The sequence below is a fragment of the Polaromonas sp. P1_F2 genome (genome assembly GCF_056405735.1).
Window position 1 is genome coordinate 255,033 of sequence record NZ_JBFUBN010000004.1, and the last position, 24,495, is coordinate 279,527.

The window sequence follows — 24,495 nt, forward strand, 5'->3', positions numbered from 1 at the left end:
GACCCGGCCTCGCCATAACAACGACACACGATGTACCCATTGCTCGAAACCATCCACAGCCCCGCCGACCTGCGCAAGCTGCCGCGCAGCGGCCTGAAACCCCTGGCCGACGAACTGCGCGCCTTCGTGCTCGACAGCGTCTCCAAAACCGGCGGGCACCTGAGTTCCAACCTCGGCACCGTGGAGCTCACGGTGGCCTTGCACTACGTTTTCAACACGCCCGAAGACCGCCTGGTGTGGGACGTGGGCCACCAGACCTACCCGCACAAAATCCTGACCGGCCGGCGCGAGCGCATGGGCAGCCTGCGCCAGTTCGGCGGGCTGTCGGGTTTCCCGCGCCGCGACGAAAGCGAATACGACACCTTCGGCACCGCACATTCCTCGACCTCGATTTCCGCCGCGCTGGGCATGGCGCTGGGTGCCCAGCAAAAGGGTGAAGACCGCCATGCGGTGGCCATCATCGGCGACGGCGCCATGAGCGCCGGCATGGCCTTCGAGGCCCTGAACAACGCGGGCGTGCACGACCACTGCAAGCTGCTGGTGGTGCTCAACGACAACGACATGAGCATCAGCCCGCCGGTGGGTGCGCTGAACCGCTACCTGGCCCAGCTCATGAGCGGGCGCTTTTACGCATCGGCCAGGCACATGGGCAAGCAGGTGCTGCGCGTGGCGCCGCCGCTGCTCGAGCTGGCCAAGCGCCTGGAGTCGCATGCCAAGGGCATGGTGGTGCCGGCCACGCTGTTTGAGAACTTCGGCTTCAACTACATCGGCCCCATCGACGGCCACGACCTCGAGTCCCTGGTCCCCACGCTGGAAAACATCAAGCACCTGATGGACACCCAGGGCGGCCCGCAGTTCCTGCACGTGGTCACCAAAAAAGGGCAGGGCTACAAGCTCGCCGAAGCCGACCCCATCGCCTACCACGGCCCCGGCAAGTTCGATCCGGCCATGGGCTTGCAAAAATCCAGCGCGCCTGCCAAGCAGACCTTCACCCAGGTCTTCGGCCAGTGGCTGTGCGACATGGCCGAACACGACGCCCGCCTGGTCGGCATCACGCCGGCCATGCGCGAGGGCTCGGGCATGGTCGAATTCCACAAACGTTTTCCCGGGCGCTACCACGACGTCGGCATCGCCGAGCAGCACGCGGTGACCTTCGCCGCCGGCATGGCCTGTGAAGGCCTCAAGCCCGTGGTGGCCATTTATTCGACCTTTCTGCAACGCGGCTACGACCAGCTGATCCACGACGTGGCCCTGCAGAATCTGCCCGTGGTGTTCGCACTCGACCGCGCCGGCCTGGTCGGCGCCGACGGCGCCACGCATGCGGGCGCTTACGACATTCCCTTCCTGCGCTGCATCCCCAACATGAGCGTGGCCTGCCCCGCCGATGAACGCGAATGCCGCAAGCTGCTGAGTTCCGCCTTCGAACAAAACCATCCGGTGGCCGTGCGCTACCCGCGCGGCGCCGGCGCCGGCGTGGAACCCGAAGCCGGGCTCGAGGCACTGCCTTTCGGCAAGGCTGAAGTCCGCCGCGAAGGCGCAGGCGTCGCCATCCTCGCCTTCGGCACGCTGCTCTACCCGGCCCTGCAGGCCGCCGAAAAGCTGGGCGCCACGGTCGTCAACATGCGCTGGGCCAAGCCACTCGACACCGAGCTCCTGCTCAAAGTCGCGGCCAGCCATGAAGCCCTGGTCACCGTCGAAGAGGGCGCCATCATGGGCGGCGCAGGCAGCGCCGTCAGCGAAGCCCTGCAAGCCGCCGGCGTCGCCAAACAGGTGCTGCACCTGGGCCTCAAAGACGAGTTCATCGAACACGGCGATCCGGCCAAACTGCTGGCCCTGCAAGGGCTGGACGCAGCCGGCATCGAAGCCGCCGTCACCGCGCGCTTCGGCGCATTGCTTGCCGGCAAGTCTGCGAAGCCTGCACTCAAGTCCGTTGCCTGAACACGGAATTCGCTAGACCCTGAAAGCTCTTCATTCAAGCCGGGGCCGCGGAACCGGCTTTGCCGGGCCGCAGGCGCAGCGCCCCGAGGGGCTGGAGCCCGCGGCTCCAAGCCTGCCTGCGCAGGCTTGGACGGGCGACAGAGGCGAAGCGTCTCGCGAGCCGCGGCCTGCAAGGCCTCGCGCATTACACGAAGTGAAAAGCGTGGGGGCCTTCAGCTTCGTGTCAGGTCTTCAAGGGTAAACCCGCCCGGTCGCCACCCCCTCCATTTCTAGAATTCCCCAGGACCTGTAGGCCTGTAGAAGCGGCTTGGCCGGCGCGCGCGCCGGCCCAAGGATTTTATTTTTCACCTTTCGGAGTCAAGCTGATGGATCGTCGTTCACTCATCAAGCACGCGGGCGTTGCCGGCGTTCTGGCCGCGGGCGTTGCGCCCGCCGTTCATGCGCAGGCCGCCGTTCGCTGGCGCCTGGCGTCCAGCTTTCCCAAGTCGCTGGACACGATCTACGGCGGCGCGGAAACCTTCGCCAAGCACGTCAAGGCGATCTCGGGCGGCAAGTTCGAAGTCTCCGTGCATTCGGCCGGCGAGCTGATGCCCGCCTTCAGTGTGGTCGACGGCGTGCAGCAGGGCACGATTGAAGCCGCGCACACGGCGCCGTACTACTTCTTCGGCAAGGACGAGACTTTCGCCATCGGCGGCGCGATCCCCTTCGGCCTGAACAGCCGCCAGATGAGCGCCTGGACCTTCGAGGGCAACGGCCTGAAGCTGATGCGCGAGTTCTACGCCAAATACAACATCGTCAGCTTTCCCTGCGGCAACACCGGCGCGCAGATGGGCGGCTGGTTCCGCAAGGAAATCAAGTCGCTGGCCGACATGAAGGGCCTCAAATTCCGCGTCGGCGGCTTTGCCGGCAAGGTCATCGAACGCCTGGGCGGCGTGCCGCAAAACATTCCCGGCGGCGAGATCTACCAGGCGCTGGAAAAAGGCACCATCGACGCGGCTGAATGGATCGGCCCCTACGACGACCAGAAGCTGGGCTTTAACAAAGTGGCGCCCAACTACTACTACCCCGGCTGGTGGGAAGGCGGCCTGCAGCTGGACCTCTACATCAACCAGAAGGCCTACGACGCGCTGTCGCCCGAATACAAAGCCATCGTTGAAGTCGCCAGCGCGGCCGCCCACGTCGACATGCAGGCCAAGTACGACGCCAAGAACCCCACGGCCTTGAAGCAGCTGGTCGGCGCCGGCGCCAAGCTGAAGCCTTTCCCCACCGACGTGATGAACGCCGCCTTCAAGGAATCCATGAAGCTCTATGAGGAGCTGTCGGCCAAGAACGAGAACTGGCGCAAGGTCTACGCGGACTATTCCAAGTTTCGCGGCGACCAGAACCTGTGGTTCCGTTTCACCGAAGCCACCTTCGACCGCTTCATGCAAAGCCAGAAGCTGTAAGCCGGCGCCCCGCCCGGGCAACTGCCCGGGCTCCCTGCCTGGGCACGCCTGCACGCAGCGGGTGCCGGGAAAAAGCCGCCCCTGCCGGGCGGCTTTTTTTTGGAGAAATCTGTTGCGATCTACGGGTAAGAACGGGGTAGCTTTATGAAAAAGAGTGACAAAGTGTCCATGCTCCGCCGGCGTGTCCGGGGCACTGCAACTATTGCAGTACCCGGCCCCGCTACGGACCCCCTACGGAAAACTTCTATAACTTCAGGAGAGAGTTTTATGGATCGTCGCTCACTTATCAAGAATGCCGGCATCGCCGGTGTACTGGCCGCCGGCGTGGCGCCCGCCGTTCATGCCCAGGCTGCCGTTCGATGGCGCCTGGCCTCCAGCTTTCCCAAATCGTTGGACACCATCTTCGGCGCAGCCGAGGTGTTCGCCAAGGCCGTGAAAGCCATGTCGGGCGGCAAGTTCGAAATCTCCGTCCATTCGGCCGGCGAACTGATGCCCGCCTTCGGCGTGGTTGACGGCGTGCAGCAGGGTACCGTCGAGGCGTGCCATACCGCGCCCTATTATTTTTTCGGCAAGGACGAATGTTTTGCGCTGGGCTGCGCGATCCCCTTCGGCCTGAACAGCCGCCAGATGAGCGCCTGGATGTACGAAGGCAACGGCATGAAGCTGATGCGCGAGTTCTATGCCAAGTACAACATCGTCAATTTCCCCGGCGGCAACACCGGCGCCCAGATGGGTGGCTGGTACCGCAAGGAAATCAAGTCCGTCAAGGACATCAAGGGCCTGAAGATGCGCATAGGCGGCTTTGCCGGCAAGGTGCTGGAGCGCATAGGCGGCGTGCCGCAGAACATTCCCGGCGGCGAGATTTACCAGGCGCTGGAAAAGGGCACCATCGATGCCGCCGAATGGGTGGGCCCGTATGACGACCAGAAGCTGGGCTTCAACAAGGTCGCGCCCTTTTACTACTATCCCGGCTGGTGGGAAGGCGGCCCCGAGCTGGACTTCTTCATCAACAACAAGGCCTTCGAGGCGCTCACGCCCGAGTACAAAGCCATTGTGGAGGCCGCGGCAGCCCAGGCCCACAGCGAGATGCAGGCCAAATACGATGCGAAGAACCCGGCGGCCCTGAAGCAGCTGGTGGGCGCTGGCACCAAGCTGAAGGCTTTCCCCACCGACGTGATGAACGCCGCCTTCAAAGAGTCCATGGCCCTGTATGAGGAGCTCAACGCCAAGAACGAGAACTGGAAAAAGATCTACGCTGATTACTCCAAGTTCCGCGCCGATCAGAACCTCTGGTTCCGTTTCACCGAAGCCACTTTTGATCGCTTCATGCAAGCCCAGAAACTGTAATTCCCGCGGGGCCTTCGCGCCCCGTCAGGAATTTGCAAGCCGCCTCTCGCAGGCGGCTTTTTTATTTCAGGAAACCTAGGGGTAAGAACGGGGTGATTTTGAGAGTGAAAGCTGACAGAATCCGAGACAGACTTCGCTTGAGCACGCCGCCCGTACGGGCCGTGCCGGCTCGAGCGGTCCGGCGGATTCCCATTCAGGGTCCGCACATTCGACAACTCTTCAGGAGATAGTATTTTGGATCGTCGCTCCCTTATCAAAAACGCCGGCATTGCCGGCGTTCTCGCTGCCGGCATCGCCCCCGCGGTTCACGCGCAGGCGGCCATCCGCTGGCGCCTGGCTTCCAGCTTCCCCAAGCCGCTGGACACCATTTACGGCGGCGCTGAAGTGTTCGCCAAGAAGGTCGGCGAGATGACCGGCGGCAAGTTCCAGATCAGCGTGCACGCGGCCGGTGAACTGATGCCCGCCTTCGGCGTCGTCGACGGCGTTCAGCAGGGAACAGTGGAAATGTGCCACACCGTGCCTTACTACTATTTCGGCAAGAACGAGGCCTTCGCCATCGGCGCGGCCATTCCCTTCGGCATGAACTCGCGCCAGATGTCCGCGTGGATGTACGAGGGCAATGGCCGCAAGCTCATGAACGAGTTCTACGCCAAGTACAACATGGTGAGCCTCCCCGGCGGCAACACCGGCACCCAGATGGGCGGCTGGTTCCGCAAGGAGATCAAGACAGTGGCCGACCTGAAGGGCCTGAAGTTCCGCATCGGCGGCTTCGCCGGCAAGGTGGTCGAGAAGCTGGGCGTGGTCCCGCAAAACCTGCCGGGCGGCGAAATCTACCAGGCCCTCGAAAAGGGCACGCTGGACGCCGCCGAGTGGGTCGGCCCTTACGACGACCAGAAGCTCGGTTTTGCCAAGGTGGCGCCGTTCTACTATTACCCCGGCTGGTGGGAAGGCGGCCCCGAAGTTGATTTCTTCATCAACAACAAGGCGCTCGAAGCCCTGCCCGCGGAATACAAGGCCATCGTCGAGACCGCCGCCTCGCACGCGCACATCGACATGCAGGCCAAATACGACGCCCGCAATCCCGGTGCGCTGAAGCAGTTGGTCGCCGGGGGCACCAAAGTGCTGCCTTTCCCCACCACGGTGCTTGAAGCCTCTTTCAAGGCCTCCATGGACCTGTACGAAGAGATCGCCGCCAAGAACCCGGACTGGAAGAAGATCTACGGTGACTACCGTGCCTTCCAGCGCGACCAGATCCTCTGGTTCCGTTTCGCCGAGTCGCGCTTCGATACCTTCATGCAAAGCCGCAAGATGTAAGAGCCGGAGACCTTCCGCTCACAAAGCCCCGCCTTGGCGGGGCTTTTTTTTGCCCTGCTGTTTCTCCCAGCCGTCTGCCTGGCCCGATCCGCGGCAAGCTTTCCCGGCTGCCCGCGGGCGCATCAAGGCTCACCCCGCCTGTTCCGGGAAAAAAAAAGCCCCGTCGTGACGGGGCTGGGGAGAGGGCTGAATCCGCTTATTTCTTTTTCGCGGCTTCTTCAAGCGCCTTCATGGGGTCGACCTCGGCGGAGGGCGCGGCCTCCGGCGCGGGCATGCCGCTCGCGGCGTCCGAAGCCGCGGGTTCCGGCGTGGTTGCGAATGGATCCGTTGCCGGCTCCACGGCGGGCATGTTGTTTTCCATCTCGATGCGCACCTTGTCCAGGTCATAGGCCTGCTTCTTGTCCAGGCCGCTGGAGACGATGCCGGGGAACGCAATGATCAGCCCGACCATGATGACCTGGATCAGCACGAAGGGCACGGCACCCCAGTAGATCTGCATCGTCGTCACCGGCTCGATCAGCTTTTTGCTGACCCTGTCGGTATAGGCCTTGATGGGCGCCACGCTGCGCAGGTAGAACAGGGCGAATCCGAACGGCGGATGCATGAACGAGGTCTGCATGTTCACGGCCAGCAGCACGCCGAACCAGATCAGGTCGATACCCAGCTTTTCCGCAACCGGCGCCAGCAATGGCACCACGATGAAGGACAGCTCGAAGAAGTCCAGGAAGAAAGCCAGGAAGAAGATCAAGAGGTTGACCACAATCAGGAAGCCGGTCTGGCCGCCCGGCAGGCCGGTGAGCAGGTGCTCGACCCATTTCGGGCCGTCAACGCCCTGGAAGGTCAGGCTGAACATCGTGGAACCGATCAGGATGAACACAACGAAGCAAGACAGCTTGGTGGTGGTCGCCAGGGCCTGCCTGAGCAGCGAGAAGCTGAGCCTGCGCCGCACCATGGCCATCACAAAGGCCCCCAGTGCGCCCATGGCGCCGCCTTCCGTCGGGGTGGCGATGCCCAGGAAAATCGTGCCCAGCACCAGGAAAATCAGCAGCAGGGGAGGGATCAGGACGAAGGTGACACGCTCAGCCATGCGCGAGAGCAATTTCAGGCCCGTGACCTTGTTGATCACGGCGATGAGGAACGCCAGCATGACGCCCGCGCACATGGAAACGACGATGGTTTCATCGGTTGCCACCGTGGTGACGGGCACACCCGTGACCCAGCTCTGCACGGCTGCGTAGTGTTCGCCGAAGTAAAAGGCGATGCCGGTCGAAATTACCGTCAGGACCAGCAGCGACAGCAGGCCGTTTTTGCCGCTGTCTTCGCGTATGGTCCGCGCTTCGGCCGGCAGTGCGGGCACCCAGTGCGGCTTGAAGATGGCCAGGCCCACAACGTACAGCACGTACATGCCCGTCAGCGCGAAGCCCGGGATGAAAGCGCCCTTGTACATTTCACCCACGCTGCGGCCCATCTGGTCGGCCAGCACGATGAGCACCAGGGACGGCGGAATGATCTGTGCCAGCGTACCCGACGCGGCGATGACACCGGCGGCGATGCGCCTGTCGTAGCCGTAGCGCAGCATGATGGGCAGCGAGATCAGGCCCATGGAAATAACGGAGGCCGCCACGACACCGGTCGTCGCCGCCAGCAGGGCGCCCACGAAGATCACGGCAAGCGCCAGGCCGCCGCGAACCGGGCCGAAGAGCTGGCCTATGGTGTCCAGCAAATCCTCGGCCATTCCGCTTCGCTCAAGAATCAATCCCATCAGGGTAAAGAACGGGATGGCCAGCAGCGTGTCGTTCTGCATGATGCCGAAAACGCGCAGCGGAAGCGCTTGCAGCAGCGCTTCCGGCAGCACGCCGAGTTCCACGCCGACAAAGCCGAAAAACAGGCCGCAAGCGCCCAGGCTGAAGGCAACGGGAAAACCCATCAGCAGGAAAACGATCAGCCCCAGGAACATGATCGGGGCAAGATTTTGAATGAAAAATTGCATGAATGTGTCTCCCGATCAGCCGGCGTTGGTTTTGGTTTCAGCAAGCCTGCGGATGGCTTCGGCCAGTTCTTCTTCGGCGGTTTTTTCCACCTTCTTGACGGTCGGGTCCTCGATCAGGCCCTTCAGGAACGCGATGCGCTTGATCAGCTCCGACCAGCCCTGCAGCAGGAGCAGGGTGAAGCCGAGCGGGATCATGGCGTAGACAGGCCAGCGGATCAGGCCGCCGGCGTTGCCGGAGACTTCACCGGACTGAAGGCCGCGCAGGAAAAACGGGATGCCGTAGTAGAGCAGGGCGGCGCACACCGGCGTCAGGAAAATGGTGAAGCCGACAATGTCCACCCAGATCTGGCCGCGCTTGGAAAGCCGGCTGGAGAGTACGTCGATCTTGACGTGTTCGCCTTGCAGCAGGGTATAGCCGGCCGCGATAAGGAAGGATGCGGCAAACAGGTACCACTGGACTTCCAGATAGGCGTTCGAACTCACGTTGAACACCTTGCGGACGATGGCGTTGAGGCCGCTGATCACGGTGGAGGCCAGTATCAACCAGATGACGTGCTTGCCGATCTGTGTGTTGAGCCAGTCCACCGCATTGGAAAATCTCAGTAATGCGCGCATTGTTTGTCTCCGGGGTAAAGGGAATCCGCATAAAAATTCATCCGGAGTCCCCGCTTTTGCGGTGAGTCCGGATGAGTCTTTGCAGCCAGGAAATTCTATAAAGAACTATAGAAGGCAAGCTGACAGCATTTTGACGGTAGGCCCCCGGATACATAGGGGTAAACACGTGGTTTGCCCCGATTTGGCGCGCTTTTCAAGCCGACGACGTGTTCACCCCTGTTTTGGCGGTGCCCGCTGCGGCCTCAGGGCTGCCGCCTGCCGCCAACGGCTGCCTGCGCGGAAGCCGTGCGCCCATCGCTGTTCCGGTTGTGTGTTCCAGAAGACCGCGGCATGGATTCCCTGACCGGTAATTCAGGCGCTGGATGGCTCCGCCTCAGTTCAGCGCACAGCCATACCCTGACCGGCAACAACTTCCCCAATAACCGCTGCCTCGGCAAAGCCCTGGGCCCGAAAAATCGCCAGCACCTCGGCGGCGCTGTCCGCACTGCAGGACACCAGCAGCCCGCCCGAGGTTTGCGGGTCGCTCAGCAAGGCTTTGTCCACCTCGGCGAAGCCGGCCGGCAACATCACTTCATGGCCGTAGCTGGCCCAGTTGCGTCCTGAAGCGCCCGTCACGCAACCTTGCGTTGCGAGTTCGCGTGCGCCGTTGATCAGCGGGACGCGTTGCCAGTCGATGCGGACCTGCAGGCCGGCGCCGCGCGCCAGTTCCAGGCCGTGGCCGGCCAGGCCGAAGCCGGTGATGTCGGTCAGCGCGTGCACGCCTTCCATGCGCGCGAGTTCAATGCCGGGCTTGTTGAGCTGCGTGGTGAGCGCCACCATGCGCGCGTAGCCTTCGGCATCCAGCACCTCTTTCTTCAGTGCTGCCGAAAGAATGCCCACGCCCAGCGGCTTGCCCAGCACCAGCACGTCGCCGGCACGCGCGCCCGAATTCTTCTTGACGCGCGACGGGTGCACCAGGCCCATCACCACCAGGCCGTAGATCGGCTCGACGGAGTCGATCGTGTGGCCGCCCGCGATCGGGATGCCGGCATCGCGGCAGACGTCCTGCCCGCCGCGCAGGATGGCGCCTATGGTTTCCAGCGGCAGCACGTTGACGGGCATGCCCACCAGACCCAGCGCCATGATGGGCGTGCCGCCCATGGCGTAGACGTCGCTGATCGCATTCGTCGCGGCGATGCGGCCGAAGTCGTAGGGGTCGTCCACGATGGGCATGAAGAAGTCGGTGGTGGCGATCAGCGCCTGCTCGTCGTTGAGCTGGTACACGGCCGCGTCGTCCGCGGTTTCAATGCCCACCAGCAACTGCGGCGGAAGGTTGATGCCCGGCAGGTTGCCCGAGTTCCTGAGGATCTCGCTGAGCACGCCGGGCGCGATCTTGCAGCCGCAGCCGCCGCCATGCGACAGGCTGGTGAGCCGGGGCGCGGCGGCGAGTGGCTTGGGGATGGCTGGCTGGGTCATGGGTCAGGTTTCCATTCGGTCGGGAGTGCCGGGGTGCATCGCGCGCGGAAGCGGGCCGCGGGCCGCGAGTAAGTGCGTCAAGTTTATGACAAGGCGGTCCCTGCATTCGCAGCGCTTTCAGGGCCGCCGCGCAAGGGTAATTTTCACGCGCGCTCCTGCGCGCTTTTGTAATGGCCTGTAATCGCTTTGGCCATGGGCCATCCCTAGAGTAGCGGCACTGAAACGCAAAGGCCCACCGGCCCCGAGCAGACCAGCCACCACAGGGAATCACCATGGATATCAAACTGCGATTCGTCAACAAGTCCAGCGACGGCAACAAGTCCGAGGTGGTGGTCTACCAGAAGAACGTGCTGACCACCATGGCGTCCCTCTCCGTGGCCTGGAAGGTGATCCGCTATTGCGGTCGCGACTGCACCCATCCCTTTGTCTATCCCGACGGCTACGAGGTGGCCGTCACCGACGAGTACGGAAATTTCACGCCGCGCCTGCCGGCCAAAAACGGCCAGATGCTGAGCCTGGTATCCACCCCCACCGGCGGCCGGCGCCTGTTGTACACGGGGCCGGCCCGCGCGTCGACCGAACTCGACGTGCTCAACGCCATGAACCAGGGCGCGATCGACATCTGCGTCTTCCGGGATGGGCGCATGGTGGGCGTGAAGACCTCGGTGGTGCCCGGGCAGAAGGCGGTCTTCCAGTACCAGCCGGCGCTGTGGATAGGCGTGGCCTCCGAGGTCGTGCAGGGCCAGCCTATGAGCTCGGCGGTGATGTCGAACATCAACACCGAAATTTCTCTGATCGGCATCGCCGGCGCCGACATCGTGATGAGCGGCGGCGGGCCGGGCGAGGGCTCCACGCCTTACGAATTCAATCTCGACAACATTGTCCCGATCTGACAGCGACGCGCAGATCCGGGCACACAGCGTTCGCCTCCGCAGCCACAAAGCTGCGAGGGCAAACAGGCAGTACATGGTGTGCTGCCGTCATTTTCATCAACAGGAGAAATCTATGGGCGTGCTACTCAACTTCATCAACAACTCGAACGACACGAACAACTCGGAGGTTGTGATATTCCAAAAGAATGTCGCTACAAACTTCGATGAGTTGTCCGTGGCCTGGCAGGTCATCAAGTACTGCGGCCAGGGCGACAATCATCCCTTCGAGTTCCCTATGGCCATGCAGGTCGGTGCCAGTGACAGCCACGGTAACTTCACCCCTCAACTGGCCGCCAGAAACGGCCAGATGTTCCAGATGGCCTTGACCAGTTCGGGTGATCGCCTGATCGCCGCGGGCACCGGCACCAGCTCCAAGGAAGTGCAGGTGCTCAACAACCTGCCCAAAGGCGCCGTCAACGCGAGCATTTACAAGTCGGGCAAGTTGCTGGCGGTCAAGACCTCGATCGCACCCCAGCAAAAAGCGGTGTTCGAGTTCAAGCCCACCATCTGGATCGGCGTGGTATCGCAAGTCGAGCAGGGCGAAGTCATGAACTCGGCCATCATCTCCAACATCAACACCGAGCTGTCCTTGTTGGGCATTGCCAGTGCGGACATTGTGATGACAGGCGGCGGCCCTGGCCCCAACTCCACTCCGTTTGTCTTCAACCTCGAAAACATCCAGATGTGCTAAGGCCCCGGCGTCGGCGCCCGGCTGTTCGGCAGCCTTGCGCCGATGCCTGGACCTAGGCGCTGTTCTCCAGGACACACACCGTGAACGAAATGATCAAAAGAAAATGGACTGCCTTGGATGGCTGTCTGGTTTTCGACATCACGATCAATCGCGAGCCGGCCGATGACATTCCGTCATGCGCCGACGTGTCTTGCAAGTCAGGTCTGTCAGAGAGCCAACGGGTCACGATTACCAAGCTGCGGCCAAAGCAAGGCTTTGATTTCAAGTTTCGCTCAGGCTGCTACGTGCGAGGCTACCTGCAGCAAAAAACACCGGTAAACATTGATGGTGTCCCCAATACCACCATCTTCGCCAACATCCACTACGGCACGAGAGGGCAGGGCGACGACCACCACTTCGAAGGCAACATGGTGGCCTGCCCGACCCGCGGGCCGATTCCGCCACCGGGGCCGCCGGGGCCGCCCATAGAGCCGGATCCCTCCGTCGACCCGGTCGAGCCGATCCCCATCGTCACCAGCCATCCTGACGAACTGTTTCCTTATGTCTATGTGCGGCGCTGGCCCAAGGTGGGCGCCGACGACCTGCTCTACGGCTTCGTCAACTACGTCAGTTCCAGCCCGCCTTCCAGCGGCTTCTTCGGCGACCTGGTGAACGCCCGCAACCTGGCGCAGGGCGCGCGCGAGGCCGCGCAGCAACTGGCCGTGGAATTCATCGACGGCAAGGTCTACGCCGGAGATTTCGTCCGCGACATGAACAGCCTGGCCTGCCCCGTCAGCGAGTTCCCCCAGCTCTTCATGCGCCTGCCCAAACCGGACGACGCACCCGCGGCCTGGCTGGCCAAAGCCTGCGAGCAGCTCACGCGGCTGCTGTCGCGCTATGCGCTGGACTGGACTTATCTTGATTCCACCGGCTATGCCAAAGCGCTGGACCAGGTCTGGCAGAGCTATTTCGCCCTGGTGGTCACGCTGGGTTACGACAGCGCGCTGCTCGACGAATTCACCCGCGCGCTGCTGATGGCGCACCTGATCGAGGTGGGGCTGCAGCCCTTCGAGAGCTTCGCGCAAGCCAATGCTGCCGTTACCGCCGCCAATGCCCCCACCGCGGCTGCCGGCGAAATCCCCGCGGCGCCGCCCGTCCTCGTGCCGGGGCTGGATTGCCTGAGCACGCAGCAGATCAGCGCGCTGCTGCAGGCCACGCCCGTGCTCAGCGCGCAGGTGTTCCCGTTGCCGGCGGCGCAGGCCCAGGATCCCGCGGCTTCCCCGCCGCCGGGGCTGCCGGGCTGGATAGAACCTTATGCCATCGGCGACCTGCAGATGGTGCGCCAGCGCCTGCTGCGTTACCAGTGCGGCGAGATCGCGCGCATCGAGAACGTCATGCGCGGCGAGCGCCGCGAAGTGACCCACAGGCGCACCCACCGCCAGCTCGACGAGTCGCACCAGAGCAGCGGCGAGAAGCAGCTGCTGCAGAACGACGCCGCGGACGAACGCAGCAACCTGCAGGAGGAGTCGCGCAAGACGGTGGCCGAGTCCATCGAAACCAACCAGTACAACAAGTTCACCAGCAGCTACGGCCCGCCCACCCAGGCCACGCTGGACGGCTCCTGGAGCAAGACCGTGCAGCCGGGCGCCACGCCGGGCCTGGACGACACCACGCGTTTCGCGCGCGACATCCTCAACAAGACCGTCAACCGCATCAGCCGCAGCGTGAGCCTCACGCGCTCCAGCAGCACCATGAGCCAGACCGAGGACTCGGTGGTCAGCCTGGTCGACAACACGGCCGGCACGCGCAGCCTGCGCGGCGTCTACCGCTGGCTCAACAAGGTCTACGAGGCCTGCGTCGTCAACTACGGCCAGCGGCTCATGATGGAGTTTATGGTCTGCAAGCCCGCCGCCGCCTTCATCGCCGGCGAGCAGGCCTCGGCCGGGCAGGACTTCGTCAAGCCGGTGCCGCCGCTGCGGCTGCACATCGCCACCTTCAAAGACATCCAGCCGGGCAACTACGCCGGCCTGGGCGCCTACTACGGCGTGCTGGATCTCGAGCCGCCGCCGCTGGCGCAGCGTTTCGCCTCCGCCACCTTGAGAGACGGTGAAGAGAAACAGGTCGCCGTTCCCGCCGGCTATTGCGCCACCAAGGCCTTTGTGGCTTACGTCAGCGCGCCCACGGGGCTGCCGGCGCCCGTGGTGCTGGTGGGGCGGCAGGCCTACACCCCGACCGGCAGCCCCGACGGCATGGCGCTGTTCGGCGAGGACAACAGCGTGCCGGTGTCCGTGCTCGACTACCCGCCCAGCCTGTCGCCGCCCGTCGATCCGCAGGTGCAGGTCAACGTCGAGATCCAGTGCGCGCCTTCCGAGCGCTGCATGGACGAGTGGCGCATCCGCATTTACGCCGCCGTCATGCGCGCCTACCAGGAGCGGCTGGCCGGCTACCACACGCGCGCCGACGGCGGCCCGCAGGGACGCATCGCCCCACGCTCGCCCCTGGCGAACCGGCAGACCGAGCAGCGCGAACTCCGCAACGCCTGCCTGCGCCTGCTGCTCGAGCGCATGCTCACGCTGACCGGCATGGACTCGCGCGGCGGCGCGCTGTCGCCGCCCTCGGAGTTCGCCGTCTACGAGCCGCGCTACCTGCAGTTCTTCGACGAGGTGCTCGAGTGGAACGAGATGGTCTACAGCTTTTACGCCAGTCCCGGCCTGGGCCCGGGCGGCGCGCAGTTCGAACTCGGCAGCCTGGCCGCCGATGACGACGCGCTGTTCTCCAGCTTCCTGCAGGCCGACCAGGCGCGTGTGCTGCTGCCGGTGCGGCCCGCGCACGTGATGGCGTTTTTGTACTTCTACTCGTCCGGCATGCTGTGGGCCTCCGGCGACCGGCTGGCGCCCGCCAATCCCGGCGACGTCCCCCTGGTCAACGACCTCAAGCAGTCCGGGCCGCAACGCCCCCCGCTGCGGCCTATAGGCCCGTGCTGGGAAGTGGTGGTGCCCACGGCCATGCAGGTGCTCGACGAGCCCGGCGCCGGCACGCAGGTGCTGCCCGGCGCCGCTATCGAGAATGCGGGGAGTGCGGCACCATGATGGCGCCCGGCATCAACAACCCCTTCTTCGTGCGCCCGGGCTTTGGCGAGCTGCCGGTCGGCTCCGTCACGGCCTTCGCCGGCACCCTGGGCGCACCCGACAGCGCCGGCGCCGCCACCACCGTGACGCCGCAGGCCTACGTCACCGACCCGCTGGAGGCCTGGGGCTGGATGTTTTGCGACGGCCGCCTGCTGCGCACCTATGACTACCCCGAGCTGTTCGCGGTGCTCGGTTATGTCTATGGCGGCAGCGGCAACGAGTTCCGGATCCCCGACTACCGCGGCTTCTTCCTGCGCGGCAACGGCACCGGCACGAAGAACGACCCCGACATCGCCGATCGCAAGGTGCCGCGCGACGGCCAGGGGCAGAGCAGCGGCGTGGGCTCCACCCAGCCCTTCGCGGTGGAAACCCACGAGCACAGCTACAACAGCGCGCCCGCGCCGGCGACCGCCTCGCCCAGCGGCACGGCGGCCGGTGCGCCCAGCGCCACGCCCACGCTTACCACCGGCGGGCCGGTGGCCGGCCAGGGCCAAAAAACCCCGGTGCTGGTCAGCCAGTACGAAACGCGTCCCATCAACGTCTACGTCAACCACATCATCAAGTTCACCTGTGGTTTGACGCCGTTCATGCGGACTTCCGCCTGACCCCACCCCAGAAAATTTTCACAGGAGAAACAGCATGGCTTACAGCAAGGTCCGATTCATAGGCTACGTGGTGGATACCGCGCCCAAAGTAAATTCCGATGGGTCGAAAGCCTACCTCGGGCTGGACAACCCGGAGTTCGACCTCGAGGCGCGCTGCGCCTTGATGTTCCGCGCCATGGACGCCGCGTTCGATGTGCTGCAGCCGTCCGCCTCGCCGCCCTCGTCGTCGCCGCCTGTGCCCAGCGACACCCTGAATGTCTTCATGGCGCCGGAGTTCTTTTTCCGGGGCCCGGCGGGCGCCTACGGCATGGAGGATGTGCAGCAGATCATCACCAGGCTGCAGGCTTACGCCGCCCTCGCGGACTGGGCCGACTGGGTGTTCGTCTTCGGCACCATTCTCGGCGTGTCCTCGCCCACGCTCAAGGCGCCGCCCTACGACATCGACCCGCTGGCCAATAAAGAGGTCTACAACTTCGCGCTGGTGCAGCAGGGCAACATGATGGCGCAGGGTGACGCGGGCACGGTCGTGGTGATGAAGGAACTCATGTCGGGTGTCGACTTTCTCGCCACCGCGGCCACTGCCAACAGCCTGCTGCTCGGCGAGGTCAACCACCTGGCGCCGTCCACCACGGGCGGCCCGGGGCGCGAGCAGCAGGTGCTCAACTACGACGGCGCGGGCGTGTTCTCGCTGGCCGGCATCACCTGGGGCCTGGAGGTCTGCCTCGACCATCGCGACACCGTGCGCCGCCTGCAGAAGTCGCCGCAGCTGCCGGGCGAGAACCTGATCCAGCTGCAACTGGTGCCCTCTTGCGGCATGGGCGTGCAGGCCCCCAGCGTGGTCACGCAGTTCGGAGGCTATGTGTTCAACTGCGACGGCTCCGGCACCGCGCGCCATTCCACGCTGGCCGAGCAGGTGCCGCCGCTGGCCGATGTTCCGCGGACCTCCAGCACGCCGGTCGGCAACGGCCAGCTTCCGCTGGACAACGGGACCATGGTGGATATCAGCCACGTCTATCCCAGCGGCCCCGGCGTGGTCAATATCTACCCCGTGCGCGACCTGCCGGCGCAACAGACCGTTCCGGGCCACACCGTGCGGCTCTTCTGGCAGGCCAGCCCCCTTTACCAGTTCGTCTTCCTGCTGGTCTACGACGACAGGGGCAAGTTCGTGACCATGGTCTGCGAACCGCGCAGCAAGCAGACCAACTTCTACGGCAACAACTACTACCTGCCGCTGTCGCTGCAGACGCAAGATTCGCTCAAGCAGAACGTGAGCATCCAGATGGAACTGAAGCCCGGCAGCAGTCCCTACTCGGGCATGGTCTGGTGCAAGATCAAGGTGTCCGACCTTGACTTCCAGGGCAACGCCTTCGCGTTCAGCGCCGACATCTCCGGCGCGGAGCCCTTCACGTGCTGGTGAGCGGCCCAGCGGAGCCGGCCGTGCAAACCATCAGCTTGCAGGACGACACGCGGCACGCGCTCAGCGTGTCCATCCACCAACACGCCTTCCGGGTCCGCGCCGGCGATGCGCGCCAGGACTTCTGGCGCCGTGTCGCCGCCGGCTTGTGGGAGCCGCAGACCTTCGAGGTGTTCCAGCGCTTCCTGCGGCCCGACAGGTCCTATGTCGACATGGGCGCCTGGATAGGGCCCACGGTGCTCTATGGCGCCATGCTGTCGCGCCGCGTGCATGCCCTGGAGCCCGACCCGGTGGCCTTTGCCGAACTGGCCGCCAACGTCGAGGCGAATCCCGCGCTGCGGCCCAACATCGCGCTCTACCCCTACGGCATCGGTCCCGAGAGTGGCCCGCTGCAACTGTATGCGGGCGGCCTGTATTTCGGCGCGCAAAGCGAGTTCGGCGACAGCATGTCCGGCATGCTGGCCGCTCCCGGCGCCGTCGGCCAGCCCTGCCGCGAAGTCCAGGGCATGGACCTGGAGCGCTTCCTGGCCGTCAACGCCATTGACGACTGCAACTTCATCAAGATGGACATCGAGGGCGGCGAGTACGCCGTGATCCCCGGCCTGTGGCGGCGCCTGCCGCAGCTCGGCCTGCCCACGCTGTATGTCTCCTTCCACGCGCCCGAGCCGGCGCGCCGCGAGGCGCTGGTGCGCGCCTGCATCGAGGAACTGCTGCTGTGCTACCCGCGCTTTTACAGCACGGTGGACGTCCGCGCGGTGGCGCTGGAGCAGATGCTCGATACGGTGGACGACTGGGGCGACGAAGCGCCCGGCAGCCCCTGGCGCAAGCTCGAAGCGCTGCTGGGCGCCGGCCTGCTTGCCAGCCGCGAGGAGTGGTAGATGCCGGCCCCGCAGGAGCGCCAGATCCTGGTCGGCGTGCATGTGGCCGCGCACCACGACGCCCTGGCCGCCACCCTGGCCAGCCTGTTCGAGAACACGCCCATGCCCTTCGGCCTGCGGCTGCTGCCCGACCCGGCCGACGAGGCCACGGCCGCCGCGCTGCAGGCGCTGCTCGACACCCTTCCTGGCATCGCGCAGCTGCCCGGGCCCGTGCATGAAGGCGCAGCCGCCTGCTTCAACCGGCTGGTCGGCGTGCCGGCCGACATCTATGTCTTCCTCGAAAACGGCGCGCGCGTCACGCCCGGCTGGCTGGAGCTGTTGCTGGCCGCGCTTGATGCCGACGCCAGCCACGGCCTGGCCGGCCCCTCGACCAACCGCTGCTGGAATGAGCAGGCCGCGGCCCCGGCCTGCGCCGCCACGCAGGACGCCTTGTGGATGCAAGCCGATGCGCTGGCGGCAAAGTTCGGCAATGCCTGCACCACGCTCGAGCCGCTGCACAGCCTCTCGGACTTTTGTTATGTGGTGAAGAACGAGGTGGTGGCCGCCATCGGCGCCGCCGACACCGCCTATGCCCAGGGCCCGTGCTGGGAGATGGACTACAACATACGCGCCGCGCGCGCCGGCTTCCGAGGCGTCTGGGCCCAGGGCGCTTTTGTGCACCGCGCGCCGCCTTGCCCGCGGCAGTCGCGGCTGCAGGAAACCCTGTTAGACGCCAGCAAGCGGCTCTACCAGGACCGCTTCTGCGCCTGGCGCGGCGAGGCGCACCAGCAGCCCCCGCCTCACCACCTGCCTTACCACGCCCATTGCGCCGGCGAGCAGTGCCGCTACTTCGCCATGCCCGAGCGCATGCGCATCTTTGTGCCGCCGCCCGCCGGCCCGGCCGCAGCACCGCCGCCACCCTTGCCGGCGCCGGCCGCCGCGCCACCGCTGATGAGCTGCATCATGCCCACGCGCGGCCGGTCCGCCTTCGTCGCCCAATCCATACGCTACTTCCAGCGCCAGGATTACCCGGCGCTCGAACTCATCATCATTTACGAGGAAGACAACGACCTGCCCGCCGACATCATCAGCGACGCGCGCATACGCTGCGTCCGCATGCCTGCCGGGACCAGCATAGGCGCCAAACGCAACGAGGCGGTGCGCCTGGCCCAGGGCGAACTCGTCGCGCACTGGGACGACGACGACTGGTACGGCGACCAGCGCCTGAGCCGCCAGGCCGCGCCCGTCCTGCACAACATCGCCGACGTCACCGGCCTCAACGACATGCTCTTCATGGCCCGGCCCCAGGCCGAGTTCTGGGCCGCCAGCCGCGCGCTGTTCCGCCGCATGTTCGTCGAGAACGTCAGCGGCGGCACCCTGGTGTTCCGGCGCAGCCTGTGGCAGGCCGACTGCCGCTACCCCGCCACCTCCCTGCGCGAAGACGCCGACTTCCTGCTGAAAATATTGGGCACCGGCGCGCGCCTGTGCCGCGTGCCCGGGCGCGAACTGCAGATCTACGTGCGCCACGACGGCAACACCTGGAAGTTCAAGGAAGGGCAGTACCTGCAGCAAAACGCCTGGACGCGCATGCCCCAGCCTGAGTGCCTGCAGCCTGAGGAGCGCGATTTTTACTTTCCGCAAAAAGCCCTTGTTGCCGCGCCACTGCCGCCGGCGCCGCGCGCCGCACCGCCCGCGCGGCCCATGCTGTCCTGCATCATGCCCACCGCCGACCGGCGCGAATTCGTGCCCCAGGCCATCCGCAACTTCCTCGCACAGGACTACGACGGCCGGCGCGAACTCATCGTGCTAGACGACGGCCGCGACAGCATCGCCGACCTGATCCCGCCGCACCCAAGCATCCACTACATGCGGCTGGACGGCAAGCTGACCCTGGGCGCCAAACGCAACATCGCCTGTGAACTCGCCCATGGCGAACTCATCGCGCACTGGGACGACGACGACTGGATGGCGCCCGGCTGGCTCAGCTCGCAGGCCAAGGCCTTGCTGGAGCAGGGCGCCGACATCTGCGGCCTGGACAAAATATTTTTCTACGCACCCGAGGGCCGGCGCGCCTGGCAATACGTCTACGACGGCCGCTCACCCTGGGTCTGCGGCGGTACCCTTTGCTACCGCCGAGAGTTCTGGCGCGGCGCGCCCTTCGCCGACATCAATATCGGCGAAGACAACGCCTTTGTCTGGGCCCCGCAGCAAAAGCGCATCGCGATCAACCCCGACCAGCACCTTTATGTTGCCCGTGTGCACGCGCGCAATACCAGCCCTAAAGAAACCTTGAACCGGCGCTGGCGCAGTTATCCGGTGGAGCAGGTGGAGAGCTTGATGTTGTGAGGGTGGGGTGGCCTATTCTCGCGGGGTCTCGCGCGCAGAATATTTTCGGGCGGGCTCAAGCCCGGTAATCGGCCATCAGCCTGAACACCCGCTCCTCCCCCTCATGCCGCGCGGCCGCCGTGCCCAGGTATTCCTCGAGCTGCATATTCGCCGCGAGCTCGCGGCGGGCGTGCTGGCTTGCGACGATGGCGCCGGGTGCGGCCACGCTGTTCAGGTGTAGCGCGACGTTGGCACCCTGGTTGCGGCTGGTGGCGTCCTGGCGCGAGGCCGGTATCACGCTGTGGATGCCGCCTGAAATTTCGAGTCGCACGCCGTGCTGGACTTCCAGCAGGCGGCTTCTGCGCTGCACGCGTGTGCATAAGTCCATGGCGGCGACGGCTGCCTGCTGCAGGTTCTGCGCGCTGCTGTCTCCCTGTTCAAAATGAAACAGCATGCAGTCGCCGAGCACACCGGCACTCTCGCCCTGGCCGCCCTGCACGGCGTTGGCGCACCAGCGCATCTGCTGCTCGCGCATCTCCTGCAGGTAGGCCAGGGCCAGTGAGGAATTCCTCGCCGGGTACAGGCGCAGGGCGACGCACAGGATGCCCAGGGCATGCTCGGCGCTGTGGGCGTCCTCCCGGATGTCCATGCTGTCCAGCGTCAGCTGCCTGGCGCCGGCCACGGGGGCGGGCGGCGCGGAGGGCGCCTGGCGCGCGCCGTGCAGTTGCGCCAGGCACTGCACCAGGTCGAGGTAGAGGCCGGCCGCGTCGGCCGCGCGTTGTTCAAGGTCTTTTTGCAGGGCCTGCCGCAGCAGCGGCGCCAGCGGGTGGCCTGCCAGTTCTTCGGGCAAGGCGTGGGCTGTGTCGCTGAGCTGGCGCTGCAGTACTTCGCCGACGTCCGCGCCCTGGACGAAGGGCCGGCCGCTCAGGCATTCGAGAAACACCAGGGCCCAGGCATAGATGTCGGTCGCGGGTGTGCAGGCTTCGCCGCGCAGCTGCTCGGGCGCGCAGTAGGCGGGCGTGCCCTCGGCGCCGGCCTCGAAGCGCGGCTCGCCCTGGTGGCTGGCCAGCCCGAAGTCCAGCAGCTTGAGTTGCAGCGCCGTGCCGGCGGAGGCGACCATGATGTTCTCGGGCTTGAGGTCGCGGTGCACCACCTGGTGCTGGTGCAAAAAAGTCAGGGCGTCCAGCAGCTGCGCCATCAGGGCCATGGCGTCTTGCAGGGGCAGGCCGCCGTTGCGCTGCAGGAAATCCCTGAGTGTTTCGCCGGGGATGAATTCAAGCACCGCGAAAAGCAGCCCGCCCGCCGCCATGCCTTTGTCGATGAGCCGCACCACGTGCGCGTGCTGCAGCATGGCCAGCACCCGGGTCTCCTGGTGCAGGCGCTGCTGCACGCGCCGGTTGGCCGCGGGGTCGTCGGCCGAAGCCGTATGGGGAATCTTGATGGCGACGAACTGGCCGGTGCTGCGCTGCCTGGCCTTGAAGACCTGGCCCGATGCGCCTTGCCCCAGCAAGCCCAGCGGCTGGTAACCCGGCACGCCCACGGGAAAGCCGTGCGTGGGCACCCGCGTCATGATCGGGGGCGGGGGTCAGGCCAGCAGCGATTCTTCAGGCAGGCTCTGGCCGCCGGCCAGTGGGTCGAAGTCGGCCTCCAGCGCGCCGCCGCGGATGATGCGAAAGCGCAGGCCGCCGAAGCGCAGCGAGCCGCGGCGGCGCTCTATCAGTTCGGGCACGCGCGCGCCGTGCGGCATGGCGAGCGCAAGCTGCTTGCGCATGCGGAAGATCTGGATGTTCAGGTGGCCGGGCTCCAGGCCCAGCATCTTGGCAAGGCGATCGAGTTCGACCCAGCCCTGCGCGTGCGGTGTGAGCTGGCGCTGTGCATCGGCCAGCCGCAGCCGCGCCAGGATCAGCAGCGCGTAGTGGTGCGAACGTTCGCCGAGGTTGAGGTGCAGGCCGGCGTCGTGCAGTTCCAGCCACGCGTGTTCCTCGTCCTGGCTCACTTTGAAGAACAGCGCCGGCTGCGGCCGCCTCAAGAGGGCCTTGCCGCCGGCCATGCAGTCCATGGTCGAGACCACCTCGGCCGCCAGCAGGAAGCACCAGGCCTTGCCGGCGAAGCGGACCTCGTCGCCGTCTTCCAGCAGCCAGCTGCCTTCGGGCGTGGTGCGTACCCATTGGCCGGTGTCGCTGCGGTGGATGGACAGCTCGGCGGCCAGGCCCTGCGGCAGCAGGTTGGAGTGGCCCAGGGGGATGTAGGGATCGTCATGGCCCAGCGGCCACAGCAGGTTGCGCGGCGGGGACAGGTCTTCCACCAGCCAGGCGGCCCCGCCTTCGCGCCCGAAGGCCAGGACGCCGCCCACGCGCAGCGGAAGGCCCTTGGTGTTGGAGAGCAGCGCGCCGTCGAGCAGGGTGCCGTTGCGGCTGTGGTCGTGCAGTTCCCAGGCCTTGCCGGTCCAGCGTATCGACGCGTGCAGCTGCGAGGCGTCGAGGTTTTCAAGCAGGGTGTCGGCGGAACGGCCCCGCCCGAAGACATGGTGTGCCCGCAGATAGATTTTGCGCTGCGTGGCGCGGTTTTTCAGAATAGCCACTTGCCTTCTCCCCTTCTTGGCATCAAGCCCATGGCATGAGCCATCGCTCTGCGGCGTTGTGCATCCTGCCAGTGTTGGAAAACCGTATCGGTCGGCGCAGTATCTGCGAGACGTTCAATCATCGTCAAGCGCCGCGGCGCCGTATTTAGAGAACAACTCCGTTTCGGCATTAATTGCCTTGATTCAGCTTTGCATGGCGGGCATGTTCAGGAGGAGCCCGCGAGCCGTGCTTTCACACACAGCATGACCTGATTCGAAACGCAGTTCAATCGGGACTTTCCGCCTGCATGGCGATGGCCGGCGGTGGGGCGCATGGGCCTTAAGTCAAAACGTTTCGCCAGGAAAATTGCGCGAGCGCGTTTGAACCTCAAAGTGTTAGCGATGCGGGGCGCGGCGCCGGCCGCGTGTAATGCGCTGTAATCGCCAGCGCACGGACCCGCGCCGACAATTTCTTCAGCGACGCGGCGGCTGCCCTTCGCAGCAACCCCCTTTTTTCGGAGAAGTCCATGCCTAGACTCAGCGACGCCCAACGCAACCTGCTGGCCCCGGCCGGTGAAGACCATCCACGCGATGGCGAAATCGTGCCGACGTCGGACCAGCCGCCCTTCATCTTTTCCGCCTGCTGGGGCTGGGCCCTGACGGGCGAGTACGAGAGCGCCGACAACGCCTACACCGCCCCCTCCATCTACAACTCCGGCGAGGGCGCTTTTGTGTTCGACAACGAGCGCGTGCCTACCGGCCTCAATGCTGGCTTCTTCGCCGTCACGGACGAGATTTTTCCGCAGACGCGCCGGTTTCACCGGGCGCTGGCCGACAACCTTCAAGCCGCGCTGGACGGCGACGAAGACGCGCAGGATGCCTGCCGCGTGGCCCTGATGACGATCACCGCGCAGCTCAACGGCCACACGGTGCTGGGCGACGAAGGCTCGGACGTCTACACCATGATCATGAAATCGAGCAGCTGGTACGGCTGGGACCACTGGGCACTGGGCGTGCAGGCCACCGACGGCGTGACCACCACCTTCCAGCAGAAAGTCAGCGGCAGCCTGGCCAATCCGAAGAAGCTGAAATACAACTGCGGCGAGGTGTGGGACAACCACCTTGCGCTGGAGACGGTGCTCAAGATCGACGGCCTGCAGCAGATGCAGGTCGACATGCTCAACAACGTCGTCTGAGGGAGGCGAGCATGTTGTTGAGAGGCATAGACGTCAGCCACTACCAGGGCAGCATCAACTGGCCGCAGGTGGCCGGCAGCAATGTGGCTTTCTGTTTTATCAAAGCCACCGAAGGGATTTACGTGGTGGATCCCTTTTTCAAGGAAAACTGGGCGGGGTCCGCAGCCGCCGGTTTGCGGCGCGGCGCCTACCACTTCGGGCGGCCGGGTACCGATGCGCAAACCCAGGCCCAGCAATTTTTCGCGACCGTGGGGGCACTGGGGCCGAATGATTTGCCGCCGGTGCTGGACATCGAGACCCCGGACGGATGCGGCGCCCAGGCCGTGCTGCAGTGGGTGCTGGATTTCACCGCCGCCGCCGACGCCTTGTTCGGGCGCCAGACCATGGTCTACACCGACGGCGGGTTTTGGCAGAAGCTGGTTCCCCTTCTGGCCGGCGAAGCGATGGCCTCGCAGTCCTTGGGCGCGCGGCCGCTGTGGCTGGCCGACTACGCGGCGCAGCCCACCGTTCCCGCGCCCTGGCAGGCGTGGTCGTGCTGGCAGTACAGCGACGGCACCGTCAATGGCGGAACGCTTGTGCCCGGCGTAGCCGGCGATGTGGACCAGAACTGGTTCCAGCCGGAAGCCTTTGAAGCGCTGACCGGCTCTCAAACCGCTTCCGGCCAGGGACTCCCATGACCCGTTACGTGACCCTCAGCATCGCAT

The 24,495-nt window shown here is 65.3% G+C and carries 18 protein-coding genes; 13 read left to right on the forward strand and 5 right to left on the reverse strand.

Annotation, left to right across the window (positions count from 1 at the left end; all coding sequences use genetic code 11):
- Nucleotides 1–30 precede the first annotated feature (30 nt).
- From dxs to AC1D0O_RS10895, 4 genes are all read left to right on the forward strand, one after another.
- The gene (gene dxs / locus AC1D0O_RS10880) at nucleotides 31–1,938 is read left to right on the forward strand and encodes a 1-deoxy-D-xylulose-5-phosphate synthase (protein WP_477653536.1); all 1,908 of its coding nucleotides are present in this window, start codon (nucleotides 31–33) and stop codon (nucleotides 1,936–1,938) included.
- A 365-nt stretch (nucleotides 1,939–2,303) separates the two neighbouring features.
- Nucleotides 2,304–3,383, forward strand: coding sequence for a TRAP transporter substrate-binding protein (locus AC1D0O_RS10885; RefSeq protein WP_477653537.1), 1,080 nt, complete (start codon nucleotides 2,304–2,306; stop codon nucleotides 3,381–3,383).
- Nucleotides 3,384–3,650: 267 nt separating this feature from the next.
- Nucleotides 3,651–4,730: a TRAP transporter substrate-binding protein gene (locus AC1D0O_RS10890; RefSeq protein ID WP_477653538.1), complete on the forward strand. Its 1,080-nt coding sequence runs from the start codon at nucleotides 3,651–3,653 to the stop codon at nucleotides 4,728–4,730.
- 234 nt (nucleotides 4,731–4,964) lie between these two features.
- Complete coding sequence (locus tag AC1D0O_RS10895; protein ID WP_477653539.1) at nucleotides 4,965–6,044, forward strand: TRAP transporter substrate-binding protein; 1,080 nt, start codon at nucleotides 4,965–4,967, stop codon at nucleotides 6,042–6,044.
- Between the two features lie 196 nt (nucleotides 6,045–6,240).
- On the opposite strand, the gene AC1D0O_RS10900 is transcribed toward AC1D0O_RS10895, so the two are convergent.
- The 3 genes from AC1D0O_RS10900 to selD form a co-directional block, all read right to left on the reverse strand.
- Nucleotides 6,241–8,034: a TRAP transporter large permease gene (locus AC1D0O_RS10900; protein ID WP_477653540.1), complete on the reverse strand. Its 1,794-nt coding sequence runs from the start codon at nucleotides 8,032–8,034 to the stop codon at nucleotides 6,241–6,243.
- Nucleotides 8,035–8,049: 15 nt separating this feature from the next.
- Nucleotides 8,050–8,649: a TRAP transporter small permease subunit gene (locus AC1D0O_RS10905; RefSeq protein ID WP_477653541.1), complete on the reverse strand. Its 600-nt coding sequence runs from the start codon at nucleotides 8,647–8,649 to the stop codon at nucleotides 8,050–8,052.
- A 378-nt stretch (nucleotides 8,650–9,027) separates the two neighbouring features.
- A complete protein-coding gene (gene selD / locus AC1D0O_RS10910; RefSeq protein ID WP_477653542.1) occupies nucleotides 9,028–10,104 on the reverse strand; it encodes a selenide, water dikinase SelD in 1,077 nt (358 codons plus the stop codon).
- A gap of 272 nt (nucleotides 10,105–10,376) precedes the next feature.
- Here selD and AC1D0O_RS10915 point away from each other — a divergent pair, with 272 nt between their 5' ends.
- The 7 genes from AC1D0O_RS10915 to AC1D0O_RS10945 all read left to right on the forward strand — a co-directional run bounded on the left by AC1D0O_RS10915 (nucleotide 10,377) and on the right by AC1D0O_RS10945 (nucleotide 20,056).
- Entirely contained in the window at nucleotides 10,377–10,997 is a 621-nt protein-coding gene (locus AC1D0O_RS10915; protein ID WP_477653543.1) for a hypothetical protein, read from the forward strand.
- 112 nt (nucleotides 10,998–11,109) lie between these two features.
- Nucleotides 11,110–11,727: a hypothetical protein gene (locus AC1D0O_RS10920; RefSeq protein WP_477653544.1), complete on the forward strand. Its 618-nt coding sequence runs from the start codon at nucleotides 11,110–11,112 to the stop codon at nucleotides 11,725–11,727.
- Nucleotides 11,728–12,011: 284 nt separating this feature from the next.
- Nucleotides 12,012–14,795: a hypothetical protein gene (locus AC1D0O_RS10925; protein WP_477653545.1), complete on the forward strand. Its 2,784-nt coding sequence runs from the start codon at nucleotides 12,012–12,014 to the stop codon at nucleotides 14,793–14,795.
- Complete coding sequence (locus AC1D0O_RS10930) at nucleotides 14,792–15,439, forward strand: tail fiber protein (protein ID WP_477653546.1); 648 nt, start codon at nucleotides 14,792–14,794, stop codon at nucleotides 15,437–15,439. Before AC1D0O_RS10925 ends, AC1D0O_RS10930 begins: the two co-directional genes overlap by 4 nt.
- Before the next feature lie 34 nt (nucleotides 15,440–15,473).
- Nucleotides 15,474–16,856: a hypothetical protein gene (locus AC1D0O_RS10935; protein ID WP_477653547.1), complete on the forward strand. Its 1,383-nt coding sequence runs from the start codon at nucleotides 15,474–15,476 to the stop codon at nucleotides 16,854–16,856.
- Nucleotides 16,857–16,876: 20 nt separating this feature from the next.
- Nucleotides 16,877–17,731 (forward strand): FkbM family methyltransferase, encoded by an 855-nt coding sequence (locus tag AC1D0O_RS10940; protein WP_477653548.1) that lies wholly within the window; start codon nucleotides 16,877–16,879, stop codon nucleotides 17,729–17,731.
- A complete protein-coding gene (locus tag AC1D0O_RS10945; protein WP_477653549.1) occupies nucleotides 17,732–20,056 on the forward strand; it encodes a glycosyltransferase family 2 protein in 2,325 nt (774 codons plus the stop codon).
- A gap of 55 nt (nucleotides 20,057–20,111) precedes the next feature.
- Here the strand turns inward: AC1D0O_RS10945 and AC1D0O_RS10950 are convergent, their stop codons facing one another.
- Nucleotides 20,112–21,605 (reverse strand): serine/threonine-protein kinase, encoded by a 1,494-nt coding sequence (locus AC1D0O_RS10950; RefSeq protein ID WP_477653550.1) that lies wholly within the window; start codon nucleotides 21,603–21,605, stop codon nucleotides 20,112–20,114.
- 15 nt (nucleotides 21,606–21,620) lie between these two features.
- Nucleotides 21,621–22,616, reverse strand: a complete 996-nt coding sequence (locus AC1D0O_RS10955) for an FHA domain-containing protein (RefSeq protein ID WP_477653551.1) — start codon at nucleotides 22,614–22,616, stop codon at nucleotides 21,621–21,623.
- A gap of 506 nt (nucleotides 22,617–23,122) precedes the next feature.
- Here AC1D0O_RS10955 and AC1D0O_RS10960 point away from each other — a divergent pair.
- The gene (locus AC1D0O_RS10960) at nucleotides 23,123–23,791 is read left to right on the forward strand and encodes a hypothetical protein (protein ID WP_477653552.1); all 669 of its coding nucleotides are present in this window, start codon (nucleotides 23,123–23,125) and stop codon (nucleotides 23,789–23,791) included.
- An 11-nt stretch (nucleotides 23,792–23,802) separates the two neighbouring features.
- Nucleotides 23,803–24,468, forward strand: coding sequence for a glycoside hydrolase family 25 protein (locus tag AC1D0O_RS10965; RefSeq protein ID WP_477653553.1), 666 nt, complete (start codon nucleotides 23,803–23,805; stop codon nucleotides 24,466–24,468).
- Nucleotides 24,469–24,495 lie beyond the last annotated feature (27 nt).